General features: G+C 70.2%; 14 protein-coding genes. 13 read left to right on the top strand and 1 reads right to left on the bottom strand.

The annotated features are described in order from the left end of the window. The first annotated feature begins 198 nt into the window (after window positions 1-198). Together ACFUJR_RS36520 and ACFUJR_RS36515 are read left to right on the top strand one after the other, a co-directional pair. Window positions 199-390, top strand: a complete 192-nt coding sequence (locus tag ACFUJR_RS36520; protein WP_383177879.1) for a hypothetical protein — start codon at window positions 199-201, stop codon at window positions 388-390. Beyond that, window positions 383-1,750 (top strand): hypothetical protein, encoded by a 1,368-nt coding sequence (locus ACFUJR_RS36515; protein ID WP_383177882.1) that lies wholly within the window; start codon window positions 383-385, stop codon window positions 1,748-1,750. Before ACFUJR_RS36520 ends, ACFUJR_RS36515 begins: the two co-directional genes overlap by 8 nt. Window positions 1,751-2,173: 423 nt before the next feature. Here ACFUJR_RS36515 and ACFUJR_RS36510 read toward each other — a convergent pair whose 3' ends face one another. After that, window positions 2,174-5,290, bottom strand: coding sequence for a sel1 repeat family protein (locus ACFUJR_RS36510; RefSeq protein WP_383177885.1), 3,117 nt, complete (start codon window positions 5,288-5,290; stop codon window positions 2,174-2,176). Window positions 5,291-5,853: 563 nt separating this feature from the next. Between ACFUJR_RS36510 and ACFUJR_RS36505 the strand changes: the two genes are divergently transcribed. The 11 genes from ACFUJR_RS36505 to ACFUJR_RS36455 form a co-directional block, all read left to right on the top strand. Continuing rightward, entirely contained in the window at window positions 5,854-6,399 is a 546-nt protein-coding gene (locus ACFUJR_RS36505) for a hypothetical protein (protein WP_383177888.1), read from the top strand. A 24-nt stretch (window positions 6,400-6,423) separates the two neighbouring features. After that, entirely contained in the window at window positions 6,424-7,200 is a 777-nt protein-coding gene (locus ACFUJR_RS36500; RefSeq protein WP_383177892.1) for a hypothetical protein, read from the top strand. A 32-nt stretch (window positions 7,201-7,232) separates the two neighbouring features. Further along, window positions 7,233-7,730, top strand: coding sequence for a hypothetical protein (locus ACFUJR_RS36495; RefSeq protein ID WP_383177895.1), 498 nt, complete (start codon window positions 7,233-7,235; stop codon window positions 7,728-7,730). Between the two features lie 14 nt (window positions 7,731-7,744). Next, entirely contained in the window at window positions 7,745-8,452 is a 708-nt protein-coding gene (locus ACFUJR_RS36490; protein WP_383177898.1) for a hypothetical protein, read from the top strand. Window positions 8,453-8,481: 29 nt separating this feature from the next. Continuing rightward, on the top strand, window positions 8,482-8,919 hold the full coding sequence (locus tag ACFUJR_RS36485) for a hypothetical protein (protein WP_383177901.1): 438 nt from the start codon (window positions 8,482-8,484) through the stop codon (window positions 8,917-8,919). Window positions 8,920-8,997: 78 nt separating this feature from the next. Continuing rightward, window positions 8,998-10,791 carry a type IV secretory system conjugative DNA transfer family protein gene (locus tag ACFUJR_RS36480; RefSeq protein ID WP_383177904.1) on the top strand — a complete coding sequence of 598 codons (1,794 nt, stop codon included), beginning with the start codon at window positions 8,998-9,000 and terminating at the stop codon, window positions 10,789-10,791. Between the two features lie 102 nt (window positions 10,792-10,893). Continuing rightward, the gene (locus tag ACFUJR_RS36475) at window positions 10,894-11,130 is read left to right on the top strand and encodes a hypothetical protein (RefSeq protein WP_383177907.1); all 237 of its coding nucleotides are present in this window, start codon (window positions 10,894-10,896) and stop codon (window positions 11,128-11,130) included. Then, window positions 11,127-12,308, top strand: coding sequence for a DnaB-like helicase N-terminal domain-containing protein (locus ACFUJR_RS36470; protein WP_383177910.1), 1,182 nt, complete (start codon window positions 11,127-11,129; stop codon window positions 12,306-12,308). The genes ACFUJR_RS36475 and ACFUJR_RS36470 overlap by 4 nt, the downstream gene beginning before the upstream one ends. Further along, on the top strand, window positions 12,305-12,907 hold the full coding sequence (locus ACFUJR_RS36465) for a hypothetical protein (RefSeq protein ID WP_383177913.1): 603 nt from the start codon (window positions 12,305-12,307) through the stop codon (window positions 12,905-12,907). The genes ACFUJR_RS36470 and ACFUJR_RS36465 overlap by 4 nt, the downstream gene beginning before the upstream one ends. After that, window positions 12,897-13,187 carry a DNA cytosine methyltransferase gene (locus tag ACFUJR_RS36460; RefSeq protein ID WP_383451166.1) on the top strand — a complete coding sequence of 97 codons (291 nt, stop codon included), beginning with the start codon at window positions 12,897-12,899 and terminating at the stop codon, window positions 13,185-13,187. The genes ACFUJR_RS36465 and ACFUJR_RS36460 overlap by 11 nt, the downstream gene beginning before the upstream one ends. Continuing rightward, the coding region (locus tag ACFUJR_RS36455) for a DNA cytosine methyltransferase (protein WP_383451169.1) at window positions 13,180-13,538 on the top strand (359 nt) is incomplete at its 3' end. The genes ACFUJR_RS36460 and ACFUJR_RS36455, both read left to right, overlap by 8 nt.

Here is a 13,538-nt window from a genome sequence, read left to right as displayed (position 1 = left end):
GGATTCTTCATCCCGTCGAGTGAACCCCCGCCGACCTGCACCTGCAGGTCACAACAACGTGCCCGCAGAAATCGAACCCGCGGGAGTAGAGACATGAGCGATGCGCTCGTGATCAGGGCCTTCTCAGGGGGAGCCGACACGTCGCCTCGGCTCCCCCTCCCGGCCAGCCGCACACCCTTCGTACAGGAAGTCATCCCCATGCACCTGCAGCGCACGATCCGTCGCGGCCTGCGCCTCCTCGCCCAGCTCTACGCCGACGCCGCCCGTGCCCACACCGCGCACAGCCATATCTCTGTGACCACAGGACCCTCCGCTCCCGTGGAAGCAGCGCGACGAGCAGAGAACCATCACCCTGCCGAACACGAGGACTGCGCGACCCGCCATGGCTGAGCTGGCATGGATATCGCTGGGCAAGCACCCGGAGCTCGGACTCACTGCCTCCACCGCCCATGACGACCTCGGCGCCGCGCAGCAGCTGCTGCTCGACGCCGGCTTCTCCACCGGGCACCCCGACTTCGCCTACGTCCTCGGCGACAACCATCCGGACCAGGTCCAGGCGACACTTCAGCAGCTGTACACCACTGTGGCCAGCCACTACGTCGCCATCGACGACGCCTCGCTTGACGAACCCGCGCGCACGGTCCTGGCCCCCCTCCGGAGTTCGCGGCCCGTGAAGCACCAGTCCGTCCCATCACCCCACCGACCGGTCCCGCGGCAGGATCTCGCGGAGTTCGCCGAGGAGCTGTCAGCCCGACTCCCCGGCTCCTGGGCTGTCGCCGTCCACCAGCACGCGGAGGACGCAGGCCAGCTCCCGCTCATCGAGCGGGTCTGGGGTCGCGGGCACGTGAGCTGGGCTCTCTCCGAGTTCGCGCCGCACCGGGTTGCGGTGCTCAGCGGCGAGTCGGGCGTCGAGCTAATGGTCATCGACCGGACCCAGCACCAGCACGAGTTCCTGGTCGCTGCGCTGGAGCCACGGGGCAGCGGGTTCGCCGCGACCACCGAGACGCCCGACGGCATCGTCGTGAGCGCCGACCCGGCGCGAGCGGCGTCCCAGGTGACCACCCGCCTGCTGCCCCGGTACGAGAAGGCCGTTCACCAGGTCCGTATCGAGCAGGTCGCCGTGGCAGTGGCTGCCGGACAGCGGGTGCTGGCCGAGTGGGATGCCGTCTCGGACAGCTTGTGCGATGCCGATCACTGGCCGCTCGACGAGCGGTACGGCCTGCGCCAGCAGGTGCGGGACGCGGAGATGTGGGCGCAGTTCGCTCCCTTCCTCGACCACGGCCCGGCCCTGGTCGCGCACGCCGAGAAGATGCTGCCCCTCCTTGACCCCGCAGAGCGTGTTGCTGGGTACTGGTCATACCGGCTCCGTGCCCTGCGCGAGGCGCTGGACGGCGGGGCCCGAGTCCAAGCCGAGTTCCAGGTGGTCGCCGAGGCGCTGTTGCCCGACCACCCGCGCTCCAGGGTGGTCTTCGCAGACGCCCTGGCCATGCGTAACGCCGAGGGCTGGCACTACTCCCTGACCTGGGTGGACAACGCCGGCGTCCTCGTCGACATGGCTCGCGCCGAGAGGGCCCTGCCCGCACCAGCGGCCCGACCGAACCGAGGGCAGCAGGTCCGGTCGGCCCGAGCCGAGGCCGCCCGTTCCTGGTCCCCGCACGCCGCTCGCCAGATCACGGCGGCGATCGAGACGAACGTCGGTCCGCCGGCCATCCGCTTCTTCAACTCCAGCAAACCCCCGCGCTCGCGCTGACCAACGGCAAGCTGGGTCCACCCAGGTGGCCGGAAGCATGACGTGCAGCGCCTTCGCGAAGTACTCGCCCACCTGCTTCGCTACGCGCGCCAAACCCGCCCTCCAGGCCCCGGCCCACTCCGGCCCGGCTCAGCCCCGACCGAACGCCCGCGGCAGCCGATGGCAGCATGCGCATCGCCAGTGCCCGTCTTCCGCCGTTGGCAAGCCCCCTCACTGAGGAAGACGGTAGGCCACATGCCGTCCGCGTGAACTGTCCTCCCTAGGCACAGTGCCCACGGAGGACGCTGGCACGGCATTCATACGTGGGAGGAGGGGGTCACCGGGTGCTCGCGTGCCTAGGATGGCATGTGACCAGGACGAAGTCGCCGAGCGCCGACTCACCGGCGAACGCGCGCAATCAACTGGGCACCGCTCGACTGCACGTCACCACGGCGCGGAGATGCTCCCGTCTGCTTCTAGCCCATGCTGATAGATGCGCTTCCAGTCGGGGCCTGGGTAGTTACTCCTCGTTAGCTGACGGAGAAGGCTGCTTTCTCCCGCGTCGGCGTTGCGTCGCGCCAAGGCTTCCGCCTTGGTCAGGTCCTCAGGCGTGGGCGGCTGCCTGCGGTTCGGCTTGCTGGCGGGGCGTGGGCGGCTGGGGCCCCACGTCCTGCGCATGAGACCGACCAGCGCCGTGGCGGCGCTGGTGTCGCCCGTATCGGCAGCCTGCTGATACAGGCGAACTGCCTGGTCCAGGTCTCCGTCTTCCTGGAACGCAGCGGCAAGCCTGCGCAGGGGACCAGTGTCACCCGCTTGTGCACTTTCCTGGGCTATCTCCTCCGCCTGCGGCCACTGTTCGGCGTCGATCCGCAGGCGGAGGAGATAGCCCGTTGCTCGCCCGTCGGCGAGTCGATGCAGGCGGTTCGCCTCGTCCGCGTTGCCGGCGCGTTCATTCATCACGGCCAGGTCCCGGAGTGCCTGTGATGCCTGTATTTTCTGCCAGTAGGAGTGATTATCGAGGATTTCACGTCCCTCATCGGTGATGAATGGAAGCAGTGAGCGCCGGAGCTGGGTGTAGTGGGCATCCGTGGCCTGCTCGTACAGCCGAGCGGCTCCGTCGAGGTCTCCTGCTACTTCCTTACGTCGGGCGACATAACGCAGTGCGTCGGGATCACCGGCGTCGGCGGCGGCTTGGTAGAGGCGCTCCGCTTCTGAGCGGTCTCCTGCCTCAGCCCGACGGTGGGCCAGTTCCTGCAGGGGCCCACGCCCGGCCGGCCAGCGCCGGTATTCGGACCGGTTCCTACCGCGTCCGCGCAGCGCGTGCGGGGACGCGGCGGCTTGTCGGGCGAACTCCTCGGCCTCGCCGTGTCTGTCGGCGTCCTCGCACAGCGAGGCGAGATCGCGGAGGGCGGCGTAGGAGCCGGCCTCGCCCGCGATCCGGTACAGGCGCTCCGCTTCCGCCGGATCCCCATGCCGATGCCACCGCCGGGCCAGATCACACAGGAACCCGTGGCGGCCGGTGTCGGACGCGATCCGCACCATGCGTGCGGTAGTTTCCGAGTCAAGTGGCGTGTGCGGCCCGACCAGGTGATCCAGGGCCCCTGGGTAACCCGCCTGGGCGGCTTGGCAGGCAGCCTCTTCGCCTGCCGCCACGCCGCCCTTCCGGATGCGGAGCTTCACCAGCGCATCCCAGGCGCGGCCGCTGCCAGCATCGGCCGCCATGCGGTAAAGACGTGCCGCCTCCTCGACCTCACCGGCCTCGCTCGCCTGCTCGGCAAGGTGGGCGAGGGCGTCAGGGCTGCCGGCGTCGCTGGCCTGCCGGTAGAGCCGTTCTGCCTCCTCGGCGTGGCGGGTGTGCAGGCGAAGTCGACCGAGGGCCAAGAGAGCTTCGCTGCTTCCCGTATCGGCGGCCCTTGAGTACAGCTGGGACGCCCGGCGCAGTCGCCATCGCTTCTCCGCCGCGACACCGAGGGCGAGCAAGTCTTCTCCACCGATGGATTCGGCGTGCTGAAGGGCCGCCTCCCAGAAACTGTCAGGCGGGACCTGAACCCGCCGCGACGAGCGAGCGTGGTGATCGAGGTAGTCCGCGAGTGCGCACACGCCCGGAACTGCACCCATGCCGGTATGGCGAGGGACATCGTTCAGGGCTGCTGCGACGCCTTTGACTTTGGAACGGGCGTATGCCAGGGCGTGGGTGAACCAGTCGTCAGGTGCCGAGGCACGTTGCTGATCAGTGAGATAGCCCGAGGCCGCCGCCTCCAGGAAGCTCAGCGACACGGCCGGGCCACAGCCGAGTCGGCGGGCGTCCATCGCGGCAGTGATCAGCGCACTGCCGTAGACGCCTCCCGGTCCGACGGGATGCAGCCAGTGGTCCACCAGTTGGGGCCCGGCAGCCAGCGTCTGGGCAACCTGCCGCTCGCTGCTGGTCTGGCAGGCGATCGCCAACGACGCGTCGCCGGAAGAACGGAGGCGAGTGACGACCTCCGCCGTGAAGCTGGCGGGGACTTCGACCAAGGGCAAGGCCGTCAAAAGCGCACGCGCGTGAGAGTGAGGATCTTCGGCGGACGCCGCCGGGGTGGCCGTGAGCGCTTGGTGGTACTCGGGCCACAGGGTCGCCAGGACCACCATGGGTCCGGGCTGCTCAAGCCTGCGGCGCAGGGCCGCGGCGGCCGCGTCGCCGGCGGGTCCGAGCAGGAACTCCTGAGCCTCGTTCAGCCACAGCACGGTACGCGGAGCCAAGGCGTCCGCTGCCAGCAAGGCCAGGAGGCTGTCGGGACCTTTGGGGAAGACCAGGCGCCAGTCGGGCAGGCAGGCACGCACCGCCTCGTACGCAGTGCGGGTCTTGCCGACGCAGGAGGGGCCCCGCACCACCACCATGGCCGAGTCGGATCCGGTGGCCGCGGCGGTCAGACGACCGCGTAGTTCCTCGTCGTGCGGCCGGTCGACATAGTCGGGCAGCACGAAGCCCACGGCGGGTGCCGCTCTCCCCGCGACGGCGGGGTGGACTCCGAGTTGTGCGGCGGTCCATTGAGCCAGGGGCCGGGGCTTGTCCGGCAACGCCGCGTAGCGGGCACGTCGTTCCCCATCCGCCAGAGCAGCCAGGGACTGTGAGCGGAGCACGCCCTCGCTCACGACTTGGGCGCGGTGTGCGTGCACGGCTTCTTGGCGCTGTCGCCATGCGTCACGGTCGAGCAGGTCCGCCGGTTCCGGCAGCTCGATACCCGACGTCACCGCACAACCGCGCAAGTGATCGACCAGTTCCAGGAGGCGCTCGGGTTGTTGGGGCACCTGGCGACCGTCCAGCCACTTGCCGACCGTGGTCGCGGATGCGCGCAACGTGCGAGCCAAGGCCCGGTCGGAGGGCAACTGATCCCTGTATTTGTCATGCCAAGCGCCGAGTTCGCGCAGCGCTTGGAGAAATGACTGCTCAGGGTCCATGCCCAGCGGCGGCGTAGTTGTCGTCATGAGCTCCTCACCTGTCCAGGCGTCCACCAGACCGCGGGTGGACACCCTGCAGCCTAGAGCGACGACCAGCGCCTTGGCCCGGGAACCGTCCAGCATGGCGCTGAAGGCAGACGGACACCGCGGTGGACGGGAACTGTCTGGGGTGCCGCTCAGGACGCAGTCGTCCCGAAGGCGTGTCCATTCGCTGTCTTCTTATAGAGGGGCTTCCGTGAAACCTGTCAACCTCCTCCACATCAGCGCCGGCGGCAACGTGACGGTGCACATCAACGCTCCCGAGTCTGCAGCATCCCAGCCTTGGTGGCACCGCACCGCAGTGATCTGGACTGCGATCGGGGCTGTCGCAACGGTCGCTACGGCGGTCATCGCATGGCTCGCCCTGAACTGATCAGGCGGCCGACCTGGACTCGCGAGGTTGCTTGCTGCGCCGCCATCCGCCCGGGAGTTCGCCGACAGCCTGACTCGGACGACGATTGAGTTGGCTAACTCCTCAGGCTACCTGGATGCGCGCCGCCCTCTCGGGGGGCTGCCCAGCAGGCCGAGTGCGGTCAGAACGGTGACGCACGGACACGACTTACCGCGATTGTCCGGCCACACCAAATCCGTCTTCCGGCCGCATCCTCGTCCTCCGCACGGCCCCGACCTCTGCGAGGTGCATCTTCGTGGCGGAATCACGCCCGCACATCACCGTCGGCCACCACGATCGCTACGGCGTCGTGGCGGCGGCGTCGCACGACAACCACGTCGCCGAGCACATCCTGCGGCTCGTCGGCTTCGAGCGGCTGCCCGGCAGCACCCTGTACGGCCTGACCGAACCGGACCGTGACCCGGTACGGCGCGGGGCGCAAGCGGTGCAGTCGTTGCGGGCCGCGCGGTACAGCGTCGCTTCCGACGTCGCGTACGACCTCCAGCCCTACACCCGGCTCGGTGCGGGCCGAGGTCTCCTCGACCGGCTGAAGGAACTTCCCGCTCCGGCGGTCTCCACCGTCGGGGAATCCGTGTCCATCTCAACCCGTGAGCTCGACGCCGTCTCTCCCTCCCACGGCAGCGGGCACTCCGATCCAATGCCCTCTGGTCAGCAGATCCGGGCGCAGGCCGCCACCGCAGTCTCTCCGGCCAGGGCAGGAACTCCGCAGCTGCGGCAACCCGCCGTCGACGTCGAGTACCGCCCTGCCCCCACCGCCCCGCAGCCGGTCCGCACCCGCTAGACCGCACGCACCAAGGAGCCATCCATGTCCCTTCAGCTCGAACCGGACGTCGCCTTCGGGATGCACCCCGACTTCGGGGTGGCCGCAGCCGTCTCGGACAACCGCCCGTTCCTGGACGAGATCCTTCGCAAGCACCACTTCCGGTACAGCGAGTACCTCGACGTCTACCTGCTGCCGGACGGCACTCCCCACAACACGGCGGTGCGGACCGTCGCCAACACCACCCGCGAATTCCAGGAGGCCGGTCTATCGGTCGCAGCCGACCCCAGGATCGTGATTCCGCCGCCAGTCCCGGCTCCGGTCGGTGTCCAGGCGCGGCCGACACGGCCGGGCCTGTCGCTGACCGCGCTGACCGGGGAGCTGCACGAGCTGCGCCGCGCCGTGGACGTCTCCGAGGTCTTGGGCGAGATCCTCGACGAGCACCACGGCGTAGTGCTCGACCTGGAGGAGTTCGTCGACACGGCCGCTGCCTGGTGCGAGCGGCTCGACACACCCAACGGTCGCGAACTGGGCCTTCACCTGCGCAGCATCGCCCATCACGTCGCCTTCCTCGGCGACCAGCTCGTCGGAGCCCAGATCGAGCTGTCCGTCATGCCCGACGCGACGCCCGAGAACGCCCCGCCCCTGGCCGACGTACCGCTGCCAGAGCGGCAGGAATGGCTCCGTGTCACGCACACCGCGCGAGCACGCGCCGCTGTCGCCTCGTCCCCCAACCGCCCGCCCAGCGCCCCGAAGCGCGAGAGCGAGGCGGCAGCGCCACGCCCTCAGACTGCCTCGGCCACCCCGAGTCGCACCCTCTGATTCCCTTTCCCGACACGCAAGGAGTCCGGCTCATGGCCGTGAAGAAGCTCTGGAGCATCGACCACGCCTGCGGTCACACCGCCGAGGCCGATCTCTCCGGCCGCGCAGCCGACCGGCGTGGCGGATACGCCCGCTGGCTCGCTGGCCGGGAATGCACCGGCTGCTGGCAGTCCTCCCGCAAGGAGGACACCGCGGCCAAGGCCGAGTGGCTCGCGACGCAGCGTGCCACCGAACAGGCCAGGGCCGAGGAGTGGTCGGAGCAGTACCGCATGCCCCCGCTGGACGGCACGGACCGCGCCGTCGCCTGGGCCACCCGCTGTCGCCACCAGCTCGTCTCCGCCGCGTACACCGAGCTCGTCGTCGAAGGAACGACGAGCGAGGCGGAGTGGACCGCCATCGAGGACGCAGCACGGCCCCTGACCCGTGCCGGCTGGTGGATCGACCAGCGCGACGCCGATCCCGTGGACCTGCCCGAACTGCTGGAAGCCGCCTCCGCGGGCGACCGGCCGTCCGAGAACCCGCACTTCTGAACGGAGACTCCACGATGCCCACCCCGCCCGACATCGCCATCACACGCCGTCCGACCGGTGAGGTCACCGCCGAGGGCGGAGACGAACTCGCCGCAACCCTCCTCAAGCGCGCAGGCTTCGTCATCGAGACGACACCGCGATCCTTCTGGCACCGCCTGCCCTGGGACATGGGCGAAGCCCGGGAGAACCAGATGGCCAGCCACGCGGCACGCATGCTCGCCGCCGTCGGCTACCGCGTCGGCCTCGGCCCCGATCTGCACATCGGCCTTCTCGCCACGCCCTCAGACCCACAGGGTGGGCGGGTTCACGGCCATCAGATTCTGCGGCTGACCGACGAACTCAACGGCGCCGAGACCTACGAGACTGCCGCAGATCTCGCCGATCACGTCCTCGACCCCCACGACGGTGTGCTCGTCCGCCTCAGCGAGTTCTTCGAAGCCGCCGCCGAGCAGGCCAAGGCATCCGAGTCCGACGCCGGCTGGGATCTTTCGTACGACTTCGCGGAGGCCGCCGCGACGCTGACCGACGTCGGCGAGGACCTGCGCGTCGCCGCCGAGCAGCTGCGTGAGCTCCACCGTCCGGCGAAACCGAGCTGGCAGGCGCGGGTCACCGACTACTTCGCGGCCGTCCCCTCCACCAAGCGCGCCGGAGCGTCCACCACCCCGACCACGACGTCAGCCACCACCCCACCATCCGCGCCGAAGCCGAAGCGGACGCGCTGACCAATCCCCTTCAGCAGAGAGGCCGTTCCATGTCGTTCCTGCACGAGGAGTACGGCACCGAAATCGAGATCTACCGCAAACCCTTGAGCACCGAGGTAGTCGCCGACTGCGACCACCCGCAAGCCCACAAGGTGCTCATCGCATGCGGCTTCGTGGAGAAGGTCCTTCATCCGCACTACGTCTGGCACCAGCTCCCCGAGGGACTGTCCGAGGAGGAACAGAAGCACCGGGCCACGCGCGCCGTGTGTCTGCTGCGCGCTCAGGACTTCGACGCGAACATCGCCGAGGATCTGATCTCCGAGGAGGCTGTCGCTTCCGCGCTCGACGAGGTCCGGCGACACCGGATCAGCGGCACGGCCATGTCCTCCTCACCGACCGACGGCGCCACCAGGGCCCTTGCGCAGCCGGACCTCACGACCTCGGCCGTAACACCTGCTCCCTCCTCCCCCACTCGCCACTGCCGTTAGGAGCCCCCTCGTGATCACCAGAAGAACCCGCCGGCCCCAGCTCACCGCCCCTCTCGCACCACGTATCGGGACCGCGCTTTGTCTCCTGCACGCACCAGCACGCCCTCGACCACCACCGGCACCGACTTCCTGCTGTACCTGATGCTGTCCGTAGCGGCCCTCGGCACGGGCGCCGGCACGCTGGCCTGGCTGTTCGGCAACGGCGCCAACACCGTCACCGGGTCGGGCCCCTGGGCCCCGTACGAACCGACTGCCGCGCTCCTGCACCCCCACGAGGTCTGGCCCCACCTCTCGCAGCCCGTCCTCGTCGGCGCCTGCTACGTCCTGCCCGCACTCATCCTCCTGGCCACCGCGCTGCTCGGCGTCAGGATGTGGCTGCGGCTACGAGGCAACCCCAAGGGACTGGCCGACCAACGCGATCTGGCCGACCTGATGCCGAAGAAGATCGCGGCCAAGGCGATCGACCTTCGCCCCAGTCTCAAGGGCACCCGGCCCAAGGACGTCGTACCCGATGACCGTGGTGTCCTGCTCGGCACGCTCGCGCCTGGCGCGCGCGAGGTCCGTTCCTCGTGGGAGGACGTGATCCTGGCGATCATGGCGCCCCGATCCGGGAAGACCTCCGGCCTGGCGATCCCGGCGATCCTGCGAGCGCCCGGACCGGTGCTGCTGACCTCGAACAAGGCGGCACGCGATGCCTACACCGCCACGCTCGCAGCCCGCGCCGACGCGGGCACGGTATGGACGCTTGATCCGCAGCGGATCGCCCACGCACCCCAGACGATGTGGTGGGACGTCCTCGCCGACGCCCGCGAACTCGCCGGGGCCCGCCGCCTGGCCGGGCACTTCGTGACCGCCTCCGTGGACGAGTCGAGTGCCGGCGACTTCTGGTCCACAGCCGCCGCGAACACGCTCACCGCACTGTTCCTCGCCGCGGCCCGCGACCATCGTCCTATCACCGACGTCCTGGCCTGGCTGGCCTCCCCGGCCGACCGCACCCCCATCGACCTCCTCCAGGACGCCGGCCTCGACGCGGTCGCCGCCCAGCTCCAGGGCACCGTGGCCGGCGCCGTCGAGACCCGCGACGGCATCTTCGAAACGGCGCGGCAGTACGCGAGTTGCCTGCTCGATCCGGCCATCGCCGCCTGGGTCACGCCGCCCAGCGGCCTCGGCAGGATTCACGAGTTCAAGCCGGAGGCGTTCGCCACCAGCCAGGACACCCTGTTCCTGCTGTCGAAGGACGGCGGCGGCTCCGCCTCGGCGATCATCGCCGCCGCTGCCGACGCGGTGATGCGCGCGGCCGTCATCCAGGCCGAGCGCGACGGCGGACGGCTGGACGCTCCGCTGCTCGCGATCCTCGACGAGGCCGCCAACGTGTGCAAGATCGCCGACTTGCCGGACCTGTACTCGCATCTCGGCTCCCGGGGCGTCATCCCGATCACGATCCTGCAGTCCTACCGCCAGGGTGTCCGGGTCTGGGGCGAGGCCGGGATGGACGCCCTGTGGTCCGCTGCGACGATCAAGCTCGTCGGGTCGGGCATCGACGACGCGGACTTCGCGGACAAGCTCAGCCGTCTGGTGGGCGATCACGACGTCCGTACGGTCTCGGTGTCGACCAGCGAGTCGGGTAAGTCCACCTCGGTGTCCATGCGCCAGGAGCGAGTGCTTCCGGCGGACGCGATCCGCGCCTTGCCGAAGGGTTCCGCCCTCCTGCTGGCCACCGGCATCCGTCCCGCGCTCCTTGGCCTCAAGCCCTGGTACCGGGAGCCGGACGCCGACCGGCTAGGCGCCGCGTCCGCCAAGGAGACCGCAGCGATCACCGAGCGCGCGCTGGCCAAGAACCTGCGCCGCGACGACTTCGGTCCGGCCGCATGACCCCGGTACTGCCAGGCCCCCGGCTGACGAGACCCGACGGAGTAATCCCCCACCTCCCTCCGCATTCCCCGGGCTCGCGCCCCGTCTCCTTGAGGTACTTCCATGTCCCACCCCGCCCCGTCCTGGGCTTCCGCCCGCCGGTCCGAACGCCTCGCCGGCACACCCGTCGTACGGCGTGGCGCCGACTGGTGGCTCGTCTCCCCATCCGGGTCCCTGCTCGCTCAGGACCCCGTGTTCACGGGTGAGCTGGACCGCTTCGCCGCAGACCTGGCGGCGGCCGACCGCGCGGTCGGCGAGATCCGCAACCACGGCAAGACAGCGCGCAAGGCGCGGTCATGACCCCGCTCGTCCACGCCGAGCAGGCCGTGCTGGGCGCGATCTTCCTTCAGCCCGGCCAGCTCGACCAGCTCTCGCCCTGGCTACGACCGGAACACTTCTCCCGTCCCGCGCACGGCGCGGTCTACGCCACGATGCTCCAGCTCAAGGCCGACGACCACCCCGCAGCGGCCACGGCGGCCGGCGCTCCCGTCCCGCTGGTCTGGGTGACCGACACGCTGCGGGAGGCGAGCACGCGGACCCGCGGGCTCACCGCCTCGTACCTGCACTCCCTCGTGTCGGCATGCCCACGCCCCGACCACGCCCCGGTGTACGGGCGGATGGTCCTGGAGGGCGCCATCCACCGGAGTGTCGCCGAGCACGCTGCCCGTCTTCACCAGGCTGCGCTCGCCGAAGAGCAGCAAGGCGCGGCGCAGGAAACTCTCCATCACGCCCAAGTCCTGTCTGACGTGTTCGCTGACCTCGCCCACCGTTGGGGCACCGATCCCCGTCCCGCCCAGCCGCCGGCCGCGTACGCGCCGCAGGCCGAGCGTCCACAGCCTGTGGGCGAGCAGGCGCTCGCCGACGAGGAGCTTCTCCTCGGGTGCCTGTCCTCCCGGCCCGACCAACTTCCCGCCGTGGTGCGGTGGCTCCAGCCCGGTGACTTCGCCGACCCCGGCCACCAGCAGATCTATCGCGCCCTCGGCGCCCTGCACCATCGCGGCGAGCCCATCGACCAGCTGACCGTGCTGTGGGAGACCCAGCGTCGCGGCGCTCTCGCCGACGGAACCCTCGGTCCCGAACGCGTGCTGCGGATCTGCGATCCGCTGACGGGCGGGGCCGCCGAGCACTTCGGCGAGCAGATCGTCCAAGCCTCCTTGGTCCGCACAGCAGCCGTCACCGCCCAGCAGGTCCGTGCCCTGGCCGACCGGGACGAGCTCGCGCCTGGGCAGCTCATCAGCTACGCCCTGCACACCCTCGGGCCGCTGGACGACGTCCGCCGCCGCCTGCGCATCCCACACGGCGACGAACCCGGTCCGCGTCGGTCCGTCAGCCGGCCCGGCGCACCGCCACCTGCCGCCCGGATCGACGCCGCCCGCGCCCGCAGCCGCCTCGCGGACACCCCGACGCCCTGGGCACCGACCCCCGCCGTCTCACGCCCCGCGTCTGCCGACCGTCACAACCACCGGAGTCCGTCATGACCGATCACACAGGCCGAGCTGGCCTGGAGAAGGACGAGCTGTACGCGGTGGCCCAGGAGTTCGAGCTGCTCCGCTCCCGGATCGTCCCCTCATACACGCAGAGCTCCCTGCCCGATCTCGTCACCGCGTCCCGTCATCTCGGCGCACTGACGGGTCTGGTGAAGGACCTGTCCGACGAGGTCCTCTTCCGCGCCACCGACAGCGACCCCGGACTCGACTTCGGCCCCGTCATCGCCGCCTACACCAGCGCCTCTGCCCCGGCCGGACGCGCCATGACCCACTACACCGCAGCCTTCGAGCAGCTCGGATTCCTGCGCAGGTACGCGGAAGCCCCGGCGTCGGCGGACCTTCGCGATGTTTGCCGGGCCGCGTTCGACGTCGTGCAGGACCGGCTGGACCTCACCGTGGACTCGCTGCAGGAAACCTTCCTCACGCTGCGGCGCGGCGCCGACCGGATCGACGGCACCCCACCTCGCGTCCTCGCCGCCCTGAGCCGCTCGGCACGCCCCACGAACTCGATCTACCGCGTTCCGGCAGAGTCTCCCTGCGCCAGGCCGGTCCGCCTCGCCTACACCCCGGTACCCCGCCATGCGCGCTGACCGCCCCATGCCGTCGGCCTCGCCGTCGATCGGGAGCCTGTGTTCCGGATACGGCGGCCTGGATCTCGGTGTCCAGGCCGCCCTCGGCGGAACGGTCGCCTGGCACGCCGAGATCGATCCGGGCCCGGCCCGGATCCTGTCCCGCCACTGGCCAGGCGTGCCCAATCTCGGGGACATCACGGCCGTGAACTGGGCCGACGTCCCGAAGGTATGCGTCCTGACCGCGGGTTTCCCCTGTCAAAGACGTCTCGGTCGCCGGCCGTCGCGCCGGACTGGCTGATGGCACCCGGTCCGGCCTGTGGCACCACGTCGTCCGTGCCATCGAAGCGCTCAACCCCTGTCTGGTGGTGATCGAGAATGTCCGAGGACTGCTCACCTCCCCCGCCGGTTCCCCTGGCGACGTGGAACCCTGCCCGTGGTGTCTGGGAGACGCCGCAGGCCAGCCTGCTGTGCGCGCACTCGGTGCCGTACTCGGATCCCTGGCCGACCTCCGGTTCGATGCGCGCTGGTGCGTGCTTCGCGCCTCTGACGTCGGCGCCCCGCACCGGCGCGAGCGGGTCTTCCTCGTTTATCTGGACAGTGTCGCCTCAGAGGACGGGCAATTTCGCCCGATCGAGTGTGCCCGGTCAGC

It is taken from the genome of Streptomyces sp. NPDC057271 (assembly GCF_042668715.1).
GTDB lineage: Bacteria > Actinomycetota > Actinomycetes > Streptomycetales > Streptomycetaceae > Streptomyces.
Note: the sequence above shows the minus strand (reverse complement) of the source record. Positions and strands in the feature narration are given on the sequence as shown.